19 protein-coding genes are annotated in these 20,359 nt (G+C 71.8%); 6 read left to right on the forward strand and 13 right to left on the reverse strand.

The features are described from left to right. Nucleotides 1-366 precede the first annotated feature (366 nt). From ACIBQZ_RS39425 to ACIBQZ_RS39435, 3 genes are all read left to right on the forward strand, one after another. Nucleotides 367-1,149, forward strand: coding sequence for a CAP domain-containing protein (locus ACIBQZ_RS39425; protein ID WP_396094057.1), 783 nt, complete (start codon nucleotides 367-369; stop codon nucleotides 1,147-1,149). Nucleotides 1,150-1,281: 132 nt separating this feature from the next. Then, on the forward strand, nucleotides 1,282-2,775 hold the full coding sequence (locus tag ACIBQZ_RS39430) for a DUF3492 domain-containing protein (RefSeq protein ID WP_396094058.1): 1,494 nt from the start codon (nucleotides 1,282-1,284) through the stop codon (nucleotides 2,773-2,775). A gap of 179 nt (nucleotides 2,776-2,954) precedes the next feature. Further along, nucleotides 2,955-3,542 carry a Spherulin-4 gene (locus ACIBQZ_RS39435; protein WP_396094059.1) on the forward strand — a complete coding sequence of 196 codons (588 nt, stop codon included), beginning with the start codon at nucleotides 2,955-2,957 and terminating at the stop codon, nucleotides 3,540-3,542. Here the strand turns inward: ACIBQZ_RS39435 and mutM are convergent. The 9 genes from mutM to rsmD form a co-directional block, all read right to left on the reverse strand. Next, nucleotides 3,478-4,332 (reverse strand): bifunctional DNA-formamidopyrimidine glycosylase/DNA-(apurinic or apyrimidinic site) lyase, encoded by an 855-nt coding sequence (mutM, locus tag ACIBQZ_RS39440; protein WP_396094060.1) that lies wholly within the window; start codon nucleotides 4,330-4,332, stop codon nucleotides 3,478-3,480. The genes ACIBQZ_RS39435 and mutM overlap by 65 nt on opposite strands. Before the next feature lie 20 nt (nucleotides 4,333-4,352). Then, nucleotides 4,353-5,498, reverse strand: a complete 1,146-nt coding sequence (locus ACIBQZ_RS39445) for a mannosyltransferase family protein (RefSeq protein WP_396094061.1) — start codon at nucleotides 5,496-5,498, stop codon at nucleotides 4,353-4,355. A 20-nt stretch (nucleotides 5,499-5,518) separates the two neighbouring features. Further along, nucleotides 5,519-6,304, reverse strand: coding sequence for a ribonuclease III (gene rnc, locus ACIBQZ_RS39450; RefSeq protein WP_396094062.1), 786 nt, complete (start codon nucleotides 6,302-6,304; stop codon nucleotides 5,519-5,521). Then, nucleotides 6,301-7,416, reverse strand: coding sequence for a phosphate acyltransferase PlsX (locus tag ACIBQZ_RS39455; RefSeq protein WP_396094106.1), 1,116 nt, complete (start codon nucleotides 7,414-7,416; stop codon nucleotides 6,301-6,303). Before ACIBQZ_RS39455 ends, rnc begins: the two co-directional genes overlap by 4 nt. 124 nt (nucleotides 7,417-7,540) lie before the next feature. Beyond that, nucleotides 7,541-7,714 carry a 50S ribosomal protein L32 gene (gene rpmF, locus ACIBQZ_RS39460; protein ID WP_023561899.1) on the reverse strand — a complete coding sequence of 58 codons (174 nt, stop codon included), beginning with the start codon at nucleotides 7,712-7,714 and terminating at the stop codon, nucleotides 7,541-7,543. Between the two features lie 5 nt (nucleotides 7,715-7,719). Next, nucleotides 7,720-8,325: a YceD family protein gene (locus tag ACIBQZ_RS39465; RefSeq protein WP_396094063.1), complete on the reverse strand. Its 606-nt coding sequence runs from the start codon at nucleotides 8,323-8,325 to the stop codon at nucleotides 7,720-7,722. A gap of 78 nt (nucleotides 8,326-8,403) precedes the next feature. After that, the gene (locus ACIBQZ_RS39470; RefSeq protein ID WP_396094064.1) at nucleotides 8,404-8,901 is read right to left on the reverse strand and encodes a hypothetical protein; all 498 of its coding nucleotides are present in this window, start codon (nucleotides 8,899-8,901) and stop codon (nucleotides 8,404-8,406) included. 92 nt (nucleotides 8,902-8,993) lie between these two features. Further along, nucleotides 8,994-9,473 (reverse strand): pantetheine-phosphate adenylyltransferase, encoded by a 480-nt coding sequence (gene coaD, locus ACIBQZ_RS39475; protein ID WP_396094065.1) that lies wholly within the window; start codon nucleotides 9,471-9,473, stop codon nucleotides 8,994-8,996. Continuing rightward, nucleotides 9,470-10,045, reverse strand: a complete 576-nt coding sequence (gene rsmD, locus ACIBQZ_RS39480) for a 16S rRNA (guanine(966)-N(2))-methyltransferase RsmD (RefSeq protein ID WP_396094066.1) — start codon at nucleotides 10,043-10,045, stop codon at nucleotides 9,470-9,472. Before rsmD ends, coaD begins: the two co-directional genes overlap by 4 nt. 350 nt (nucleotides 10,046-10,395) lie before the next feature. Here rsmD and ACIBQZ_RS39485 point away from each other — a divergent pair, with 350 nt between their 5' ends. The 3 genes from ACIBQZ_RS39485 to ACIBQZ_RS39495 all read left to right on the forward strand — a co-directional run bounded on the left by ACIBQZ_RS39485 (nucleotide 10,396) and on the right by ACIBQZ_RS39495 (nucleotide 14,777). Then, the gene (locus ACIBQZ_RS39485; RefSeq protein WP_396094067.1) at nucleotides 10,396-11,373 is read left to right on the forward strand and encodes an LPXTG cell wall anchor domain-containing protein; all 978 of its coding nucleotides are present in this window, start codon (nucleotides 10,396-10,398) and stop codon (nucleotides 11,371-11,373) included. Nucleotides 11,374-11,704: 331 nt separating this feature from the next. Beyond that, the gene (locus ACIBQZ_RS39490) at nucleotides 11,705-13,216 is read left to right on the forward strand and encodes a cell wall anchor protein (RefSeq protein ID WP_396094068.1); all 1,512 of its coding nucleotides are present in this window, start codon (nucleotides 11,705-11,707) and stop codon (nucleotides 13,214-13,216) included. A 97-nt stretch (nucleotides 13,217-13,313) separates the two neighbouring features. Further along, complete coding sequence (locus tag ACIBQZ_RS39495; RefSeq protein WP_396094069.1) at nucleotides 13,314-14,777, forward strand: cell wall anchor protein; 1,464 nt, start codon at nucleotides 13,314-13,316, stop codon at nucleotides 14,775-14,777. Between the two features lie 68 nt (nucleotides 14,778-14,845). On the opposite strand, the gene ACIBQZ_RS39500 is transcribed toward ACIBQZ_RS39495, so the two are convergent. The 4 genes from ACIBQZ_RS39500 to ACIBQZ_RS39515 form a co-directional block, all read right to left on the reverse strand. Then, a complete protein-coding gene (locus ACIBQZ_RS39500) occupies nucleotides 14,846-15,568 on the reverse strand; it encodes a HEAT repeat domain-containing protein (protein WP_396094070.1) in 723 nt (240 codons plus the stop codon). A 290-nt stretch (nucleotides 15,569-15,858) separates the two neighbouring features. Continuing rightward, a complete protein-coding gene (locus tag ACIBQZ_RS39505) occupies nucleotides 15,859-16,212 on the reverse strand; it encodes a DUF952 domain-containing protein (protein ID WP_396094071.1) in 354 nt (117 codons plus the stop codon). After that, nucleotides 16,209-18,455 carry an ATP-dependent DNA helicase RecG gene (gene recG, locus ACIBQZ_RS39510; RefSeq protein WP_396094072.1) on the reverse strand — a complete coding sequence of 749 codons (2,247 nt, stop codon included), beginning with the start codon at nucleotides 18,453-18,455 and terminating at the stop codon, nucleotides 16,209-16,211. The genes ACIBQZ_RS39505 and recG overlap by 4 nt, the downstream gene beginning before the upstream one ends. Further along, nucleotides 18,452-20,275 (reverse strand): DAK2 domain-containing protein, encoded by a 1,824-nt coding sequence (locus tag ACIBQZ_RS39515; protein WP_396094073.1) that lies wholly within the window; start codon nucleotides 20,273-20,275, stop codon nucleotides 18,452-18,454. The genes recG and ACIBQZ_RS39515 overlap by 4 nt, the downstream gene beginning before the upstream one ends. Nucleotides 20,276-20,359: the final 84 nt, after the last annotated feature.

Raw genomic sequence — 20,359 nt, forward strand, 5'->3', positions numbered from 1 at the left:
GCGCTGCCGGAAAGGCCGGCCAAACGCGCGCCCAGTGGTACCGCACACCTCTTTCGTACCCACGGACACGCGTGAGCACAAACTCCTGCACCCGGGGCCGTGCGGTGGATGCAGATTTACCCATGCCCAGGACTCGACTGGACACAGATGGGCGCGACTGGCGACACCTCCATGGTGCGCTGATACCCACAGTCCGTCAAGCCGTGCGCATCGCGTGGCACCCGCTTTGACCAGTGAATCACGCCACCCCGCCGCCCTTATCCAGGACTTATTTCTTCCTTAGGGCGTTTGCCCGGCCTCCGGCGCGCTGCTTACCGTCTCCCGGGTCGAATCCTCTCGATCCCTCGAGGACCGTGGAGGCACGACGTGCAGGGGCCAGCTGACCCGAGATCAACCGGACGGCACCGCGACCGGCAGGCGATGCCGTCGCCGGTGGCCTTCGGCCTCTCCGTGACCGCCCTGCTGGCCGCGTTCGGCGTGGGCGTCGCGCTGCTGCCGTCGAGCTTCACCGGCTCGGGCACGCCGGCCGAACTCCCCGGAGCCGCCGTCGCCGCGCTGGCCCCGGGTGCCGGTGGCGGGGCACCCGGCGCTGGTGCGGCGCGGCCGTCCGCCCCGCCGTCGCCGGCCGCTCCCACCGGCTCGGCGCCCGCGCCGACGCCGAGCAGGACGGCCACCAAGAAGCCGGCGACCAGGAAGCCCACGCCGAAGAAGACCCCGACCCGCCGGCCGACGACCAGCGCGCCCCAGGTCGGCGCCGGGCTGGCCGGCCAGGAGACCGAGGTCATCCGGCTGGTCAACGTCGAGCGGGACAAGGCGGGCTGCGGCTCGGTGCGGCTGAACACCAAGCTGCGGACGGCCATGCGGCTGCACGTCCAGGAGCTCGGCACGCACGGCAACCTCTACATCAGCCACGTCAGCGACGACGGCCGGGACTTCGTGACCCGGGCCAAGGAGCAGGGCTACACCGACCCGGGCGGCGAGAACGTGGCCCGCGGCCAGCGCGACGCCGCGGACGTCATGACGAGCTGGATGAACAGCGAGGGACACCGGGCCAACATCCTCAACTGCGGCTTCAAGGCCATCGGGGCGGGCGCGGTCAAGGGCGTGGACGGCACGATCGTCTGGGGCCAGCTTTTCGGACGTTCCTGAGCAAAAAGGTCAGAAAAACAGACAAATAGTGCGAACAACTGTCGCCTAGGTGACACGGTCCCGTTACTTTTCCCCGCTGTGTCGTTGCAGCCATCGTGATAACACCCCCGTCGCGTCCGTGGTGCTGACCGCATGCGCATCTGTCTGCTCACCGGGGGCGGCTACCCGTTCCGCCGGGACGCCCTCGGCGGCTGGTGCCGCACGCTCGTCGACGGCCTCGGCCGCTTCACCTTCGACCTGCTGACGGTCACCGACCGCGAACCGCCCGGCGGGCCGGCGTACCCGCTGCCCGGCCATGTCGCGTCCGCCACGGCCGTGCCGCTGAACCGGGAGGCCCGGCGGCGCGAGGGCAGCGACGACAACGCCACCGCCGCGGCCGTCCTGCTGTGCCGGGGGCTGCTCAGCGAACCCGAGCCCCCGGTGGCCGACGACCTGTTCGCCAAGGGGCTGCTCGGGCTCGCGATGCTGGCCCGGTCCGACGGCGAGCCGCTGCACGCCGTACCGCTGACGGACGTGCTGCTCGACGCCTGGCGGATCGGCCGGGCCGCCGGCGGCGAGGAACGGCTGCCCCGGCTCAGCCTGCGCGACGCCCGGACGGCTGTCGCGCTGCTGCGCCACGCGGCCCGGGCTTTGGCCGTACCGGTGCCGGGGGTTGACCTGGTGCACTGCGTCGGCGGCACGACGCCGCTGCTCGCCGCCCTGGCCGGCCGGTGGCGCAGCGGCATGCCGCTGCTGCTCACCGAGGCGCGGGCGCCGGTGGCCCGGCCGCGGGCCGGGGAGGAACGCCTCTCCCCGGCGGTCCGCACGGTGCTGCGCCGGTTCCGCCGGTCGGTGGCCCGCACCGGGTACGCCGAGGCCGGTCTCATCGCGCCGCTGAGCGCCTACCACCACGCTTGGGCGCTGGGGCTGGGCGCCGAGCCCAGCCGGCTGGTCCCGGTGCCGGCCGGGGTCGACCCGGCGAACTTCCCGTCCGCACCCGAGGCGCGGACCCAGCCGGCCATCGTCTGGGCCGGCAACGGCGGGCCGGACAGCGGGCTGCGCGGGTTGCTGGAGGCGTTCGCGACCGTGGTGGCCGCCGTGCCCGGGACCGTCCTGCACCTGGTCGGCGTGACCGACGCGCACGAGGACCACTGCGCCGAGCAGGTCGAACGCACCGGGCTGGGCCGGGCGGTCCGGATGCACCCGCTGCCCGCCGACCCCCGCGACCGGTACGCGACCGGCCACCTGGTGGTGCACGTGCCGGGACCGGGCGACCCGCCGCACCGCCTGATCGAGGCCATGATGTCCGGCCGGGCGGTGATCGGGGTCGACGTGGGTCCGGTCGCCGAGACCCTCGGCGACGCCGGCACGCTCGTCGCCGGGAACGACCCGCCTTCGCTCGCCGCCGCCTGCATCAGCCTGCTGCGCGCCCCGGCCCGCCGCCGCGCGCTGGGTGACGCGGCCCGGCGCCGGGCGCTGGCCTGCTTCACCGCCGACCGGGTGGTCAGCGTCTACGAGGCGCTCTACACCGACCTGGCCGGACCGCCGCCCGCGCCCTCCTACGAGCTCGCGCTGGCGGTGCCGGCGCCGCGGGAGCCCCGGCCGGCGACGCTGCGCTGGCTCGCCGAGGCCGGTGAGGACCGGTGACCGACCTGGCCGCCGGCCGCCCTGCTCGCCGTCGCGCCGCCGCTTGCGGCGGTCGCGGCACCGCTGGTCCCGGCGTTGCCGCCGGACCTGCTCCGCACCGTCGTCGCCGTCCTGGCGGCGACCCACCTCGTCGGACTGCTGACCGTCGCACACACCGCCGCAGACCCCCGGAGGACGTCGTGAAGACCCTGTTCCCCCCGTACGCCCAGCCCGCCCCCGAGCTCACCCCCGACGCCGACACCTGGGTCGTGCAGGAGCGGCCCGGCTCCCGGCGCTCCACCCACCGCCTGCTCGGCCGGATCGACCTGGACTGGGGCGGGCGCTCGCTGGCGGACGTGCTGACCGACGTCGACGCGTGGCGCGAGGACGGCGCGGAGGGGCTCTTCCTGGACCGGGCGCCCGCCGGCTCGGGCGGGGTCGGCCCGGTGGCGCTGACCGTCCGGCTGGCGGCCCGGCGCGGGCTGCACCGGATCGTGCTCAACCCGGGGGTGCCCACCCATCCGCTCTACCGCGACCTGGGCGTCCGGATCTGCACCTTCGACGGGCCCTGGTCGGCCTACCAGGGCTGGGCCGGCGACGGCGTGCAGCCGGGCGACGGGCACCTGGTGCACGGCGTGCCCACGGAGATGCTCACCGCGGCCCGCCGGCTCATGGGCCGCCGCGGCGCCGGCTTCGGGCTGGCCACCGACGCCAGCCCGTACGTCAGCGCAGCGGCCGGCGGGGGCGCGGCTGGCACCGCGGACAGCTGTAGGACGAACGGTTCATGAACTGCTCACGGCGCATGAGCGTGCCGCACCGGTGGCACGGCTGCCCCTCCCGCCCGTACGCGTTGAGCGACCGGTCGAAGTAGCCGCTCTCCCCGTTGACGTTCACGTAGAGCGCGTCGAACGTGGTGCCGCCGGCGACGATGGCCTCGCCGAGCACGTCGCGGACGTGGGCCAGCAGCCGGCGCACCGCGGGCCGGGTGAGCGCGTCGGTGGGCCGGGCGCCGTGCAGCTGGGCCCGCCACAGCGCCTCGTCGGCGTAGATGTTGCCGATGCCGGAGATCAGCGTCTGGTCCAGCAGGGCCCGCTTGACCTCGGTGTGCTTGCCGCGCAGCCCGGCCACGAACAGCTCGTCGTCGAAGAGCGGGTCCAGCGGGTCACGGGCGATGTGCGCGATCTCCGGCGGCAGCTCGGCGCCGTCCGCGGAGACCGACATCCCGCCGAACGTGCGCTGGTCGACGAAGCGCAGCTCCGGGCCGTCGTCGGCGAAGGTGACCCGGACCCGCAGGTGCACCTCGTCCGCCGCGCCGGCCGGCTGCATCAGCAGCTGCCCGCTCATGCCGAGGTGGGCGATGATCGCGTCGCCGGAGTCCAGCGGCAGCCACAGGTACTTGCCGCGGCGCGCGACGTCGGTGATCGTGCGCCCCTTGAGGACGTCGGCGAAGTGCACGTCGCCGGGCACGTGGCGGCGGATCGCCCGGGGATGGCGCACCTCGACGGTGCTGATCCGCCGGCCGGTCACCCACTTGGCCAGGCCCTGGCGGACGGTCTCGACCTCGGGAAGCTCGGGCACGGTGGTTCCTCAGTAGTCGGTCAGATCGTGTACGGCCAGACGGCGACCAGGTAGGCGCCGTACCAGAGCCCGAACGCGGCCCAGGCGACGATCGCGAGCACCGCCACCCGGGGACGGGCGCGGGCCGCGGCGGCGACCGAGGGCAGCAGCGTCAAGAGTACGGGCAGCAGCAGCCGGGGCTTGGAATGGTAGAACCCGGCCTGCCCGTAGACCAGCACCATGGCCACGAGCCCGTACACCGCGAGCGGGACCCAGGGCCGGCCGGCCAGCCCGACCCCGGCCGCGGCCAGCGCGGCGAGCAGGATCAGCGCGACGCTCATCGGCACCCAGCCCTCGCCGACGGTCAGCGTGTTCGCCAGGAAGCCGACCGTGCTGGCGCCGAAGTCGAAGGACGTGCCCCAGCCCGCCGTCTGGATCCGGAACCAGGCGTCGAGATCACCGACCCGCCACGCGACCCAGCCGAGATAGGCCGGCACCCCGGCGAGCGCGACGGCGGCCGCGGCCGGCGGCTGCCAGGGGCGCCCCGGATCGCGGCGGACCGCGATCACCGCGGCCACCGCCAGGGCCACCGCGGCGGCCGCGCCGGTCGGGCGGGTCAGCGCGGCGCCGAGGCCGAGCAGCCCGGCGGCCCACCAGACCTGCCGGTGCGCGGCGACGAACATGCCGGCGACCAGGGCCAGGAAGAGGCTCTCCGAGTACGCCATCGACACCACCACCGACATCGGTGCGCTGCAGCAGATCGCGACCAGTGCCCAGCCGGCGCGGCGGCCGTACAGGGAGGTGCCGAGCAGGTGCAGGGCCACCGCGGCGGCGATCGAGGCGAGCCAGCTCACCGTGATGGCGGCGGTGCCCGGGTCGAGACCCAGGTGGGACAGCAGCCGGATCAGCATCGGATACAGCGGGAAGAACGCCAGCTCGTTGCCCTGCAGCGAGCCGTCCGCGGCGTAGGTGTAACCGCTCGGATAACCCTCGGCGACCCGCTGGAACCAGCCGCCGTCCCAGATCAGCAGGTTGCTGCGCAGGCCCGCGGGCTCGTCGGTGGCGTGGTCCAGCAGGACCAGCAGCACCAGCTGGACGACCCGGGTCAGCGTCAGGATCCAGACCGCGACGCCGACCCCGCGCCAGCGGCCGGCCGCGTCCCAGAGCCGCCCGGGCTCCCTTGTCACGGTCACCCGTTCGGTCACGGTCACCGCTCGGCGGCCTCGGGCAGCTCGGTGTGCCCGCCACCGGCCACCGCAGGCGGCGGGGTCTCCGCCTCGGCACGCTCGGTCAGGGTGCGCCAGGCGGCTGCGGCGGCGCGCTGCTCGGCCTGCTTCTTGCTGCGCCCGTCGGAGCCGCCGTACCGCTCGCCGGCCACCACGACCCAGGCCGTGAAGGTCTTCGCGTGGTCCGGGCCGGCGTCGTCGATCACGTAATCCGGCACGCCCAGGCCCAGCGCCGCGGTCAGCTCCTGCAGGCTGGTCTTCCAGTCCAGCGCCGCGCCGCGCCCGGCGGACTCGGCCATCAGCGGGTCGAACAGCCGGTGGATCACCTCGCCGGCCACGTCCAGGCCGTGCTCCAGGTAGATCGCCCCGAGCAGCGCCTCCAGCGTGTCCGCCAGGATGCTGGCCTTGTCCCGGCCGCCGGTGGTCTCCTCACCCTTGCCGAGCAGCAGGTGCGGGCCGAGCCCGAGCGGGCCCAGGGTGCGGGCCACGTCGGCGAGCGCGTGCATGTTGACCACGCTGGCCCGCAGCTTCGCGAGCTGACCCTCGGGCAGGTCAGGATGGTTGTGGAAGAGCGCGGAGGTGATCACCACGCCGAGCACAGAGTCGCCCAGGAACTCCAGGCGTTCGTTGGTCGGCAGGCCGCCGTTCTCGTACGCGTACGAGCGGTGGGTCAGCGCACGTTCGAGCAGTTCGGGTTCGAAGGGGATGCCGAACGCCTCTTCGAGCGGCTCGGTCGAGGGCCGCCGACGCTTGTCTTGAATGCTCATGAACCACCTCGGGAGTCTTGGTGCGCTGCGGGGCTCGGATGCCCCGCCGGGAACTGGATCAGGTCGGCGATGACCGGCACCGCGGAACGGCGGTGCAGGCCGGCGGCGAGAGCGATGCCGGCGGCGAGGTCCGCCCCGGTCGCGGCGCCGTGGCAGACCACCACGACCCCGCCGACGCCGAGCAGAATGGCCGCGCGGGGCGGCACGTCGCCGCTGGTCGGGGGCCGGATCAGCGCGTACGCCGTCTCCAGGCCCTTGAGCAGCACGTTGCCGGTGAAGCCGTCGGTCACCACGACATCGACGGTGGCCCCGGTCACCACGTCGTTGCCCTCGACCAGGCCGGTGTAGCGGGCGCCGGCGGGCAGGTCCAGGTCGGCGAGCACGGCGGGCGCGGCCCGGCGCAGGCGGTCACCCTTGCCGCGCTCGGTGCCGATGGTGAGCAGGCCGACCCGGGGCGCGGCGCAGCCGTGCACGACGGCGGCGTAGGCGGCGCCCAGGCGGGCGTGCATGGCGAGGGTCTGCTCGTCGGGATCGACGGAGGAGCCGACGTCGAGCAGGACGAGCCGGCCGGCGGCGGTGGGCAGGACGGCGGCCAGCGCGGGGCGGCGCACCCCGGGCCAGCGGCCGAGGCCGAGCGCGGCGGAGGTGACGGTGGCGCCGGTGTTGCCGGCGGAGACGACGGCGTCGGCCTGGCCCTGGGCCACCGCGAGGACTGCGGTGCGGACACCGGACTCGACGCGGCTGAGCGCCTGGTCCGGGCCGGCGGCCCGGTGGATGGCGCGGGAGGGACGGTTGAACCCCCGCTCGGAGGCGGTCCCGGCATCCGCACCGGCGACGCGATCCGGGCAAGCGGCGTCCCGATCCAGCTTGCGCAGGTCATCGGGTTCGCGGGCGGCGGCTTCGGAGTCGGCCGGGCCCGCGGGGGCCGTGATCGTGCTCACCCGGTGGTGGTCGGCCGGGTCCAGGGCGCGGAGCAGCGCGTCGGCTGCCTCGGGCGGGCCGACAAGAATCAGCTGAAGGGCCGGATCGGCCTGGCAGGCGCGCAGAGCGCCGTCAACCACGACGGCGGGAGCATGGTCCCCGCCGAGGAGGTCGACGGCGATCCGCGCGATGCCCGGGCCCGGTTCAGCGCCTGCCGAGAGAACTCGGCCGGACTGCTCCGGAGCCTGGGCACCGGACGTTCGCCGCCGCTCAGGTGCGACCCGCCCGGTGTTCGGGCGTGTCACTCCGTGGTGCTCAGACCTCGAGGACCTGACGGCCGTTGTAGGTGCCGCAGACCCCGCAGGCGGTGTGCGGCAGCTTCGGCGACTTGCACTGGGGGCAGGCAACGGTCGAGACCGCGGTCGCCTTCCAGTTCGCCCGGCGGGACCGGGTGTTGCTGCGCGACATCTTGCGCTTCGGGACGGCCACGGTACCTACTCCTCGATCCGATGTTTCTTGCTTTGTGGCGAAGCCACCTTTGACGGCTCAGCCGACAGATTACGCAAAGCGGCCCAGCGGGAATCAACGTCGTCGTGGCTGTGATCAGCCGGTAGATCGTCGAGATGCACCCCGCACTCGGGGCACAACCCTGGGCAGTCCGTCCGGCAGACCGGATTCGGTGGCAGCGTGAGCACCACCGCGTCCCGTACCGCCGGCTCCAGGTCGAGCAGGTCGCCCTGCATCCGACCTACCTCGTCCTCGTCCGTCGTCTCCTCCGTGGTGCTGTCCGCGTAGGCGAACAGCTCCGCGATGTGGACGTCGAACGGCTCCGAGATCTCATTGAGGCAGCGACCGCACTCGCCGGACAGCGAGCCGCGGACGTCACCGCTGATGTAGACGCCCTCGGAGACCGACGTCATGCTCAGATCGAGCTCAAGATCGGATCCGGTGGGCACCGAGATCAACTCCAGACCGAGGTCCGCCGGTGCCGGCACCACCCGTTTCAGGGCACGCGTCGCCCCGGGCTGGCGCGGGAGCTTCGTCGTGTCGACGACCAGCGGCTGCCTGGGATCGAGGTGTTTCTGCGTGTGCTTGGGCATCATGAATCCTCAGCCTGTAGGTAGGCCGACAGGAAAGGTTACCTGAGCAGCGGGGTCAGCGTCGAATCGGGTGGGAGATCAGAACGGCAGGGGCCGCTCGCTGTCCTCACCCTGGAACGTGCCGATCTCGCGCAGCGCGTGCATCTTGTCGCGGCCGCGCTCTATCGACGACAACGCCCTGGTCAGGAACTGTTCGAAGTTGGCCAGCGCGGTGTCGACGTAGTCGTCGACCTCCTCGCGCAGGCGCTGCGCCTCGGACCGGGCCTCGGCCACGATCCGGGCGCCCTCGTGCTCCGCCGAGACGGTGATCTCGTTGACCGAGACCAGCCGGGCGTGCTCCGTCTCACCCTCGCCGATGATCCGATCCGCTTCCCGCTTGCCCGCATCGATGATCTTGTCGCGCTCCTCGAGCAGCGCCACCGCGCGGCGCAGGTCGCTCGGCAGCTCAGCGCGCAGCTCTTCCAGCAGCGCGATCATCTCGCCGCGGTCGAACATGAAGTTGGTCCGGGACATCGGCACCGAACGTGCCGCCTCCACCATGGAGATGATCTCGTCGATGCGGTCGAGCGGATCCACCGGCGCCTCACTCCTGTCATCTCGCACTCACGCTGAGTGGGTGCGATCACGGTACTGCCGTACCTGATGATGCGGCCGCGAAGGCCACGCCGTCAGTTTTGCCGCAGTCGGGTCACGAGGCGCTCACCCACGAAGTCCGGAACGTAGGACGAGGCGTCCCCGCCCCACTTGACCACGTCCTTGACCAGACTGGAAGACAGGAACGAGTACAGCGGATTGGTGGGCATGAACAACGTCTCCACGCCGGAGAGGCCGATGTTCATCTGTGCCATCTGCAACTCGTAGTCGAAGTCGCTGACCGCGCGCAGGCCCTTGATGACCACCGCGGCACCCTGCGTCCGGCAGAAGTCGACCAGCAGGCCGTGGAAGGACTCGACCCGTACGTTGCCGTAGCCGGCCGTGGCCTGCCGGAGCATGCCGATCCGCTCCTCGACGGCGAACAGCCCGGTCTTCGAGTGGTTGATCAGTACGCCCACGATGACCTCATCGAAGAGCCGGCTGGCCCGGCCGATGATGTCGAGGTGGCCGTTGGTGACCGGATCGAAGGACCCGGGACAGACCGCACGTCTCATGATCGGCGACCGTACCAAAGGGTGGTCTCGCCGTACCGCCGGCTGCGTTCGGCGGTGATGCCGTCCACCCAGCTCAACGGCTCACCGCGGACCGCCGTACGGGTCGAGCGCTCGAACGTCACCACCGCGTCCTCGGCCAGCCAGCCGTTCCCGACCAGCGCCCGCTGCACCTCGGCGACCTCGTCGTCACTCACCGCGTACGGCGGATCGGCGAAGACGATGTCGAACGGGCCGCCCTCGGGCGGGCCGTCGAGCACCTGGGCGACCCTGCCGGTGATCAGGCGAGCGGCATCGCCGGCGCGGAGCGTGACGATGTTGTCCCGGATCACCCGCGCCGCCTTCGCGTCGGACTCGACCAGCAGGGTGAAGGCGGCGCCGCGGGAGAGGGCCTCAAGGCCGACCGCCCCGGAACCGGCATAAAGGTCGGCGAACCGGGCACCGTCCAGGTCGGCCATGGTCCCGAGGGCGCTGAAGTACGCCTCCCGGACCCGGTCGGCGGTGGGCCGGGTCTGCGCACCGGCGGGCGCCACCAACCGGCGGCCGCCGTGCGCACCGGCGATGATCCTGGTCATCGGGCCTCGCGTGGCTCTGCGGATAGCACGATGTGACGCTACGCCACCAGTGCCGACCGACCACTGCGGAGTGAATTTTTCCCTTTCGTCAGCAAGCCGCGCGCACGCAACGCATCGAGATCAGCGCTCTCGGTTCAACGAAGATCTCGAATATGTATCAACCGCCTTAGGCGGCCTTACGGTGTTACTCAGCTTCGCGAACTTGGCTATGGTCGGTCGGCCGCCGACGAAACGGTGTCGGCTCGACGATGCGGGGAGGCGTCGTCGCTGGCTCTCGCCGCACCCATTGCCCGGTGATTGCCGCCCTGCTTTCCCGCGCCGTACCCCTCGATCCCCTTGCAGGAGTAGGCGTGAACCTGAAGTCCCCGCTGCGCCGGACGGCCGTCATCGCCGCCGGTGCGCTCATCGGCCTGTCCGGCGTGGTGGCCCTCGCCGGTCCCGCCAGCGCCCACCACCCGATCTTCAAGCCGGGCACCCCGTGCGTGAACGACGACGGCACCTGGCAGGTGAACTGGACCATCGGCAACAGCGAGCAGCACAAGGTGGGCACCATCACCGCGGTGGAACTCACGCCGGCCACCAGCTCGATCACCAACATCCAGCCGAACGCGATTCTGCCCATGGACGGCAGCGGCGAGGCTGAGCTGCAGGGCGTGCAGACGCTCGGCGCCGGCGACGAGTACGCGAAGATCCAGGTCAGTGTGATGTGGCCGGGCGCCTTCAAGACCGACTCCTCGCAGAAGATCTACAAGCCGCAGACGAAGTGCCAGCCGCCGGCCACGACGAAGCCGCCGACGACCACGCCGCCGACCACAACCACGCCGCCGACGACCACCCCGCCGACGACGCCGCCCACGACCACCCCGACGACGCCGCCGACGACCACCCCGCCGACCACCGAGCCGCCGACCGCGCCGGTCACCGAGCCGGAGTTCGTCTACGAGCCCACCTGCGACTCCGTCACGGTCGGCATCACCATCCCGGCGAACTGGAAGGACGGCGACATCACCGTCGTCTTCACCACCAGCAAGGGTGACTCGAAGACGGTCGTCGGCAAGGTCGGCGAGACCACCACTGTGAAGTTCCCGGCCGTCGACGGCATGACGATCACCGCCGCCCCCGAGGGCTTCGAGGACGAGGGCGCGACCATCACCTACGAGCAGCCGGCCGACTGTGACACCGCCGGTGGCGGCGGCGGCGAAGAGCCGTCCCTGCCGCTGACCGGTGCCGCCGCGGGCAGCATCGCCGGAGGCGCGGCGCTCCTGCTCGCCGTCGGCGCCGGCCTGTTCTTCATGGCCCGTCGTCGCAAGGTGAAGTTCACCGCCTGATAGACGGCTCCAAAAAGGGGCGCATCGACCGTCAAGGTCGGTGCGCCCCTTTCGCCGTCCACTGTGACCAAAAGACCCGGTTGATCAACACTCAACGCATCGACGGGACGCCTCACGGTAGATCGTTGATCTCGGATGGGACACAACAGCCTTAAGTCCAGCTGAGCTGTTTCCCATAAACGTCTAAATGACTATCGTCAGGCCGCACTGGCCGACGAAACGCTGTCGGCTCGACGACGCGGGGAGGCGTTGTCGCGGCCCCGCCCCGGGCGAAGGCTCGCCGTCCTCCTGTGTCGTGACCCCCCTCGTTCCGCCGTCACATGGAGTACGCGTGAAGTTGAACTCCCCGTCCAGGCGCGCCGCAATTGTCCTCGCCGGCGCGCTTCTCGGCCTGACCGGCCTCACGGTCGCCGCGTCCCCCGCCAGCGCCCACGACACCACGATCAGCGGCGAAGCCGGCTGTGACACCGCCACCGGCACCCGGTACGTCAACTGGACGGTCACCAACGACTGGCCGGCCGATGCCACCGTCTACGAGCTGACGACGACTCCGAACGCGGTCGCTGACCTGCAGAACGGTTCGGTCATCCCGAAGTCCGAGGGCAACGGCCGCGACAAGGTCAACGGCAAGCGCACCTTCAAGCAGGAGATCACCACCGCGGGCGCCACCGAGGCCAAGGTCGAGTTCAAGTCCACCTGGCCGGAGGACAACAACTTCACGGACGAGAACAACTCGGCGACCGTCAAGTTCACCGGGCCGTGCGCACCCGTCGAGACGCCCTGCGTCAAGCCCGGCGACGCCAAGTTCACTCACACCTTCGCCGTGAAGGAGGACGGCTCCACCGCGACCGTCACCCTCAACGAGGGCATCAAGCTCTGCGAGGGCGAGCCGGTCACGCTGGTCTCCTACTTCGCGCCGAAGCCGCAGTTCTCGGTGCCGCAGTACAAGTTCGACTGGGACACCGGCACCATCACCAACGAGAACCGCTCGGTGGACCTCGCGGTCGACGTGCCGAAGTGCAACACCCAGGTCGACCTCTTCTTCGGCAGCGACAAGCAGATTTTCGACGAGATCACCGAGGACGCGAGCACCCGGTACGGCGACGCCAAGCTGGGCAGCAAGAACGGCTCCGGCAGCCGCTCCAAGGGCCCGCAGGGCTGGTACAACGGCGGCTCGAAGACGTGCCAGACCCCCGCTGTCGAGCCACTGTCGCAGTGTGACGGCACCGTGAACATCAACCTGAGCAACGACGGCCTGACGGACAAGTACCCGATCGACTTCACCGTCAAGGCCGGCGAGTTCAGCAAGACCGTCACCGTGACCAAGGGCAAGGGCGAGACCGTCACGGTCCCGGCCGGCTCCGGCTCCATCACGGTCTCCGCACCCGGCATGAAGGACGTCGTCTACGACTGGACGCCGCCGGCCGACTGCGAGCTGCCGAGCGTCATCGTCGAGAACGACTGCAAGACCGTCACGATCACCGTGGAGAACCCCGAGGGCGTCCAGCCGGCGACCGCGCGGGTCACCTACGGCGACTCGGTCAAGGACGTCACCGTGGCTCCCGGCAAGACCGAGAAGGTCACCTTCGAGCGCGGCGACGACACGTACGCGACGGTCGAGTTCCCCGACCTCGACGTCGAGCCGATCAAGGCCACGCTCGGCGAGGTCGACTGTGACAACGGCGGCGAGGGTGGCGGCGACGGCGGCGACAGCGACGAGCCGAGCCTGCCCGTCACCGGCCCGGTGGCCGGCGGCATCGCGGGCGTCGCGGCCCTGCTGCTGATCGGCGGCGGCGTGTTCTTCTTCCTCGCCCGGCGGCGCAAGGTGACCTTCACCGCCTGATCCACCTGATCCACCCGCAAGGCATCACCGGGGGCGCGTCGACCGGCAACGGTCGGCGCGTCCCCGTTCCGTCCCCGACGCCCCGAAGTGAGCGGACGTGCTGAAAAACCTGCTCTCCCGCGCCGCGGCGATCACCGCCGGCGCGCTCCTCGGCCTCACCACCCTGCTGGCCGCCACCCCCGCCCAGGCCGACGGCGCCACCTACGAGACCGACGTCAGCGGCGGCACGCCCGCGTGCAACACCACCACCGGCGAGTGGACGGTCACCTGGGTAATCACCAACAACTGGTCCGAACAGGCCAGGGTGGACAAACTGACCACCGCGCCGGCACCGGTTCCCGGCCTCGCCGACGGCGGCTATCTCAACCGCCGCCAGGAAAGCGGTACCGTCGGCAAGACGATCTTCAAGCAGGTCCTCAAGGACAACCCGGCCGAGGCCTCGGTCTCGTTCGTGGCCGTCTGGGGCAAGAACAAGGACAGCAGCAACACCGCCACCGTCCAGCTCGGCAAGTGCGAGATCCCCGAGCCGCCGTGCGTGGACCGGACGGAGGCCCGCTTCCACCACGAGTTCGCGATCAAGGACGGCGCGGCCACGGCCTCGGTGACGCTGGACGGCGCGCTCAAGCTCTGCACCCCGGAGCCGGTCACCCTGGTGACCTACTACGCGCCCAAACCGCAGTTCTCGGTGCCGCAGTACGTCTTCGCCAGCCAGACCGCAACGCTCAGCAACGAGCAGCGCTCGGTCACCCTCGCTGCGAAGCTCCCGGCCTGCTACACCCAGGCCGACCTCTTCTTCGGCGGCGAGGCCGACATCATCTCGCCGATCACCGAGACCAGCGACCGGTACGACGACCTGAAGCTGGGCAGCCGCAACGGCCTCGGCTCCCGGTCCGAGGGCCCGCCGGGCAGGTACAACGGCGGCGACAAGGGCTGCCACCAGCCCAAGGTGCAGCCGGTGTCCCAGTGCGACGGCACGGTCGACGTGAACCTGAGCAACCCGGGCGAGCAGACCAAGTACCCGGTCAACTTCACGGTCAAGGCCGGCGAGTTCACCAAGACGGTGACGGTCGCCCCGGGCAAGGGCGAAACGGTACGGGTCCCGGCCGGCAGCGGCCCGATCACGGTGTCGGCGGAAGGTATGAAGGACCTCACGTACGAGTGGCAGCGCCCGGAAAATTGCGCTCCGCCGACCGTGACCGTGCAGAACGACTGCGAAGCGGTCGCGGTGCTCGTGACCAACCCGCAGGGCGCCATCCCGGCCCAGGCGACGGTGGTCTACGGCGACGAGTCGAAGCAGGTGACGGTCGCACCGGGCACGTCCGAGCGGGTGCTGTTCCCGGCGGGTGAGGCCACGCAGGCGACCGTGACGTTCGAGGGCCTGAACATCGAACCGATCACCGTCACCATCAACAAGCCGGACTGCGGCGGCGGCGAAGGCGGCGGTCTCCCGGTCACCGGCGCGGCGACGGGCGCGATCACCGGCGGTGCCGCGGCTCTGCTGGTGGCCGGCGGGGTGCTCTTCCTGGTGGCCCGGCGCCGCCGCATCACCTTCACCCCCTGAGACGGTCGCAGCAGAGAATGCACGACGAGCCCGGAGTCCTCTGACTCCGGGCTCGTTTCATTCCGGCGCTACTCGGCGTCCTCCAGATAGAGCGCCTCGAACAGCGGTTCGCTGATCCAATCGGCGAACCAGGCCGGGTCCAGGTCCGTGCAGGAATCCGGGTGCGCAGGATCGCAGGCCGACCAGTTGACGGTCAGCCAGCGCTGCTCGGCGCCCCTCAAGCGATTCCAGCGGGAGCGCAGCAACTGCACCACGGGCTGCTGTTTCTCCCAACTTCCGGCAGCATGGCGGGCCAGATAAGCGACCGCGGCGACAATGTCGGATTGGGCGACCAACGTCCGGTCGGCGAAGTCGTGCTGCGGGTTGGGCTCCCGGCTGTCCAGCGTTTGGCGGAGCCACTGCAGGACCTCGGGCCAGGCGCGGTCGTCACCGACGCTCGCCAAGCCCAGCAGCGCGTATCCCGGCATCAGGTCGTCCCAGTCGATCAGGCAGCCGAGTAGGACGTCGGATGCCTCGACGCCTTGACGCTTCGTCAGGGCGACAATCGCGGTAGTCCGTACCTCCAGGGGATCTGCCGGCTGCGCGACGATTCCCCGCAGCACCGCCACACCGTCCGGCCCCTCTGCCTCTCCGAGCGCAGAGACGATGCCCGCAGCACGCTCCTCATCCCGGGCGGAGCTGAGGGCGTCGAGCAGTTTCCGCTCGCCCGTCGCCCCTGACTTGACCGCCGCTACAAGTGCCGCTTCGAAGACGTCCTCGTCAGCACTGAGCAGGTCAATCTCCAGGTTCACTCGACCGTCCTTTATGTCGGTCCCGCCGCGTCAATGACATATGGTTGCTGTTCTTGTCGGTCACCCGGATGTCGTAGAGCCGGCTCTTTCCTCGTAACAGCTTGAAGGTGACGTCGGCCTTCGAGGTCGTCTCGGTCACCCCTGGAAGCCCTTGGAAGGAGTACTCGGCGATGTGGTCGCGGTCGGCGTCACCGAGATACTTGTTCCGCTTCTGCTGTGTGATGGACAGTGGGCTCCGAGGGCCGTCCATACCAACGATCCCGCGCCGTACCTATGCGGCCGGCAGGCGATCAGGGTAGGGCCAGGCCCCGCGGCGGACGGAAGGTGCCGTCCGCTTCCGGTGGATAGGCGTGCACGGCGACCACCGCCGCCACCGGGATCGGCTCGTACACGTGCGGGAACAGCATCCCGCCCGGATCCGGCGGGTCCCCCTGCTCCCAGACCACCTGCTTCGGGAGCCGTGCCTCGTCGATCTCCAGCAGCACGATGTCGCGCCGCCCCCGGGCCAGCGCCGTCGCCGGGATCGCCACCTGCTCCGGGGTGGAGCAGTGGATGAAACCCTGGCTCAGCAACGTATCGGCCCGGTAGACGCCGGCCGCCTCGGCCGCTTCCCACTCCGCGCGGGGACAGAAGTGCAGGATCATCCCTTCTCCAAGTACTCGGCGCGTTCCTCGTCCACCAACGCCGCGATCGACGCCAGCAGAGCCGGATATCTCGCCAGCGTCGGGTCCTCGGCGACCAGCTCCATCGCCTCCGCGCGGGCTTCGGTGATCAGCTTGCTGTCCCGCAGCAGCGAGAGCAGCCGCAGGTGGCTGTGCTTGCCCGACTGCGACGCGCCCAGCACGTCGCCCTCGCGGCGTTGTTCCAGGTCCAGCTCCGCCAGCCGGAAACCGTCCGTTGTGGACGCCACTGCGTCCAGGCGTTCGCGGGCCGGGGTGCCCTCCGTCGCCTCGGTGACCAGCAGGCAGATGCCCGGCGCCGAGCCTCGGCCGACCCGGCCGCGGAGCTGGTGCAGCTGGGAGACGCCGAAGCGGTCCGCGTCCATGATGATCATGACGGTGGAGTTGGGCACGTCGACGCCCACCTCGATCACCGTGGTCGCGACCAGCACGTCCAGGTCGCCCGCGGCGAAGCGGCGCATCACCGCGTCCTTCTCGTCGGTCGGCAGCTTGCCGTGCAGAATGCCGATCCGCAGGCCGTGCAGCGGTCCTTCGGCCAGGATCGGCGCGACCTCCATGACGGCCAGCGGTGGGCGCCGGGATGATTCGCCTTCAGTCCGGTCAAGGGCGGCGGTGGGGTGGTTGGACGGGTCGTTGTCGCTGGGTGGCTCCTCGTCCTCCTCGGCCTCGGTCGCGCCGATTCGCGGGCACACCACGTAGGCCTGGTGGCCCGCCTTGACCTCCTCGACCACGCGCTTCCAGGCCCGGTCCAGGAACGCGGGGCGCTCCGGCGGCACCACGTGCGACGCGATCGGCGAGCGGCCCCGCGGGAGCTGGGACAGGGTGGACGTCTCCAGGTCGCCGTAGACGGTCATCGCGACCGTGCGCGGGATCGGCGTCGCCGTCATCACCAGCACGTGCGGTGGTCGTTCGGCCTTGGCGCGCAGGGCGTCGCGCTGCTCCACGCCGAACCGGTGCTGCTCGTCCACCACCACCAGGCCGAGATCGTGGAAGTCGACTCCCTCGTACAGCAGCGCGTGCGTGCCGACCACGATGCCGGCGGTGCCGTCGGCGACCTTGGCCAGTGCGGCCCGGCGGGCGGCCGCGCCGAGCGAGCCGGTGACCAGGGTGAGCTGGGTGCCGTTCGGGTCGCCGTCCAGCTCGCCGGCCCGGCCCAGGGCGCCGAGCTGCGCGCCGATGCTGCGGTGGTGCTGGGTGGCGAGCACCTCGGTCGGCGCCAGCAGCGCGGCCTGCCCGCCGGCGTCGACCACCTGGAGCATCGCCCGGACCGCCACCAGCGTCTTGCCCGAGCCGACCTCGCCCTGCAGCAGCCGGTGCATCGGGTGCGGGCGGGCCAGGTCCGCCGCGATCTCCTCGCCGACCTGGGCCTGCCCCTCGGTCAGCTCGTAGGGCAGCGTCGCGTCGAAGGCCACGAGCAGCCCGGCCTCGGCGCGCGGGCGGGCGGTGCCGGGCGCCGCGGCCGACCGGGCCTTACGCTGCACCAACGTCAGCTGTACGGCAAAAGCCTCGTCCCACTTCAACCGGTACTTCGCCAGGTGCAGGTCCCGGTCGGAGCTGGGCCGGTGGATCTCCCGCAGCGCCTTGCCGATCCCGATCAGGTTGCGGCTCGCGCGGACCGTGCCCGGCAACGGGTCCGCCGGCGGCTGGAAGGTCTCCAGCACCTCGCGCACGTAGCGGGCGATGGTCCACGTCGGCACCGCCGCCGCGGCCGGGTAGACCGGGATCAGCGCGCCGGCGAACTCCTCGATCTCCTCGGCTGCCTCGTCCTGCGTCGCGTCGGCTTTGAGCAGCTGGTATGCCGGTCCGTTGAGCTGGCGGTTGCCCCGGAAGTCGGTGACCTTGCCGGCGAACAGCCCCCACCGGCCGGTCCGCAGCTCCCGCTCACGCCACGCCTGGTTGAAGAACGTGCAGCTCAGCGTCGCCCCGGAGCCGTCGCCGACGATGACCTCGAGCATCGTGCCGCGGCGCTGGCGCATCGGCCGTACCGTGGTGCTCTTGACCTGGGCCAGCAGGGTGACCTGCTCGCCCACCTCGAGTTTGCGGATGTCGGTGTGTTCGCCGCGCTCGTCGTAGCGGCGCGGGAAGTGGTAGATCAGGTCACCGGCGGTGTGCAGGTCGAGGTGGGTGGCGAGCGCCTTGGCCTTGGCCGGACTCAGCACCTTCGCCAGCGGCGTGTCGGTGGTGGTGACGGTCTTCGTGTCGGTCATTCCACTCCTACCAACAGGTGGTAGCGGGGCTGGCCGCCCGCATAGCTGTTCAGCTCGACGAACGGCCACTGCTGCAGGACGTGGCCGCGCAACCGGTCCTCCAGCTCGGCCGGGGCGTCCGCGCCGAGCACCAGGGTGACCAGCTCGCCACCGCCGCCGAGCAGCCGGTCGAGCAGCCGCCGGCAGACCTCTTCCAGGTCGGCGCCGATGACGTGCACCTCGCCGTCGACCAGCCCGAGCAGGTCGCCGGGGCGGCACCGGCCGGCGACCGTCAGGGCCTCCCGGCTGGCGGTGCAGACCTCGCCGGACCGGCAGGCGCCGGCGGCCTCGGCCATCGCGATGACGTCGTCGTCGAAGGGCCGGCCGGGATCGCGGACGGCCAGCGCGGCGAGCGCCTGCACCGGCGAGCGGGTGGGCACCACGCTGACCCGCACCCCGGTCGCGACGGCCTCGCGGGCGGCGGACCGGGCCACGGCGTGGGTGTTGGCGTCGTTGGGCAGCAGCACGACCCGGCCTGCCCCGGTGGCGGCGATCGCGGCGAGCATCTCGGCGATCGAGGGATTGCGGTCGACGACCGTGGCGCCCTCGCCGGTGAAGATCGCGGTGAGCCCGTCGCCGGCCGCGACGACCACGGCGGCTCGGGCGTCGGGATCGGGGGCCGCGACGGCGCCGGGCGGGCGCGGCGCGGCGTGCAGGTGGCGGCCGTGCAGGTGCTGGCCGTGCAGGTGCGCGGTGTCCTGGAGCCGGGTGACGGAGATCCGGTACGGCCGGCCGGCGACGATGCCGGCCTCGATCGCGGCGCCGATGTCGTCGACGTGGACGTGCACGTTCCAGGTGGGCGCCTCGCCCTCCCCGGTCCCGACGATCACCAGCGAGTCGCCGAGCCCGCCGAGCGCCTCCCGCAGCTTCTCGACGGCCTCGGGCGGCGCATCGAGCAGGTACTGCACTTCGTATTCGGGGCCTTGCCAGCCATCCCCGGGCGCCACCGCGACCGGGTTGGCAGCGGTCCGCACCGCGACGGCAGCGCGATCGTCGGACCCGGCCGCGGCGGCGGCGCGATCGTCGGACCCGGCCGCGGCCGAAGCGCGATCGTCGAGCCCGGCTGCGGCGGCAGCGGATCGGCTCGCCGAGGGCGGCGGGCCCGCTCCCGGCAGGCCCGCTCCCGGCGGGCCGATCCCGGCAGGCACCAGGGCCTCCACCAGCGCCTCCAGCAGCAGCACCAGCCCGCGCCCGCCGGCATCGACCACCCCGGCCCGGGCCAGGATCGGCAGCTGCTGGGGCGTGCGGGCCAGCGCCTCCGCGGCCGACCGCGCCGCCGCCCGGGCCACCGCGACAAGATCGTCCGACTTGGCCCGGCGGGCACCCTCGGCCGCGGCCGCCACCACCGACAGCACCGTGCCCTCGACCGGCTTGGCCACCGCCGCGTAGGCCGCCTCGCTCGCCATCCGCAGCGCCCGGGTCAGCTCCCCGCCCCGCACCGCCACCGTCATGGCGAAGGTGTCGGCCATCCCGCGCAGGATCTGCGACACGATCACGCCGGAGTTGCCCCGGGCGCCCAGCAGCGCACCCCGCGCCATCAGGCGCATCGTGCGGCCCGGCGGGGCGGAGGCGGCCGGCTCACCCGCGGCGGCGGGCTGCTCGGGCGAGTCGTCGAGGGCCTGCTGAGCCGAGGTCAGGGTGAGCACCAGGTTGGTGCCCGTGTCGCCGTCCGGCACCGGGTAGACGTTCAGCTCGTCGATCTCGTGCTGGTGCGCCCGGAGCGCGGCCAGCCCGCCGCCGCACCAGCGGCGGACCGCCGCGGCGTCCAGGGAGTCCAGCACGCGAAAAGCGTACTAACCAGCACCGACAATTGCCGGATGCCGGGGGCAGGACAGGGGCGATTGGCTGTCCCGGCCGGCCATCGG

Source organism: Actinoplanes sp. NPDC049599, from assembly GCF_044465625.1.
Classification (GTDB): Bacteria; Actinomycetota; Actinomycetes; order Mycobacteriales; family Micromonosporaceae; genus Actinoplanes.